This window comes from Streptomyces rimosus subsp. rimosus (genome assembly GCF_000720725.1).
Classification (GTDB): Bacteria; Actinomycetota; Actinomycetes; order Streptomycetales; family Streptomycetaceae; genus Streptomyces; species Streptomyces rimosus_A.
In genome coordinates this window covers 1-1222 of record NZ_JOCQ01000224.1, presented here as the reverse complement: position 1 = coordinate 1222, position 1222 = coordinate 1, and the positions used below count along the sequence as shown (strand labels likewise).

2 protein-coding genes are annotated in these 1222 nt (G+C 68.7%); both read left to right on the top strand.

Features of this window, described 5'->3' with window-relative positions; all coding sequences use genetic code 11:
* Positions 1-847, top strand: an 847-nt coding sequence (locus IH45_RS0142585) for a MinD/ParA family ATP-binding protein (protein ID WP_030682568.1), incomplete at its 5' end; no start/stop codon positions are given.
* Between the two features lie 36 nt (positions 848-883).
* Positions 884-1222: hypothetical protein (locus IH45_RS01000000144795; RefSeq protein ID WP_032919569.1), on the top strand; the 339-nt coding region annotated here is incomplete at its 3' end.

Here is a 1222-nt window from a genome sequence, read left to right as displayed (position 1 = left end):
GCGCGCCACACGTACCCTGCGCCGTACGCTCTCCTCGTCCGCCGCGCGGGAAGTCGCCGAGGTCACCCGCACCGCCACGGTGCTGCAACAGCCCGTGACCACGGGTCGGCAGATCGCCATCACCTCCATCCGGGGCGGGTCCGGCAAGTCGGCCGTCGCCGCGCTGCTGGGCACGACGTACGTGCACTACCGGCGTGACCCGGTCCTCTTCCTGGAAGCCGACCCGGCGCTCGGCTCACTGCCGCTGCGTCTCGGCGCCGAGGCGCTGCGCTGGACGACCAGCGATATCGCGGACATCGTGAAGCCGGACATGTCGCTGCTCGATGTCACCGGCTATCTCGTCCAGCTCCCCAACAACGCCTGGCTGCTGCCTGCGAGCCGGTGGCAGATCGGTGTGATGCTGGACAGCCGGGCGTATGAGCAGGCCGTGGTGGCGCTGCGCCGTTACTTCGGTGTGATGGTCATCGACTGTGAGACGCTGCCCGCCGAGGTCGCCCGGGTGGCACTCGCCGCCGCCCACGGCCGTGTTCTGACCGCACCCGCGACGCCGGAAGGTGTCACCAGTACGTACTCGGTGCTGCAGTGGATGCAGGGACTGCCCCGGCATGTGATCGCCGGCACGGTCGTCGTGCTCACCGAATTGGCGCCCCATTCAGGACTCGACCTGGACGAGGCCGTCCGGGTACTCCAGTCCACCGGGGTGAGCGTCCAGGTCCTGCCGTACGACCGGCACCTGGCGGCCGGCGGCCCAGTCCACACCGAGTTGCTGGCTCACCCGACCAGGGAAGCAACCGCCCGCCTTGCCGCAGACGTCTTCCAGCTCTGCCTCCCCTCGAAGCGTCACTGACCCGATGCCGAGCCCGATCCTGAATGACGGACGACGATGAGTACCCGACTGATACACCGCCCGGCCAGGACCACCAGGCCGCCGGCCGTTTCCGAGGCGCGCATCATCGAGGCCCCGCCCAACCTTCCCGAGGGGAAGACAGGCAACATCGCGATGTCGCTGCTGCCCGTCGCCGGTGTCATGTCGTCCGTGGTGATGATGACGGTGGTACGCAACAGTCAGTTCGCCGCGCTGGGCGCGGTCATTCTCGTCGTCACCGTCATCGGGTCTGTCGCTCTGGTCTTCTCGCAGCGTGGCAAGGCTCAGCGCACCCGGCGCACTCAGCGCGAGGCGTATCTGGCCTACCTGGAGGACCTGCGCGAGGAACTGGCTGCC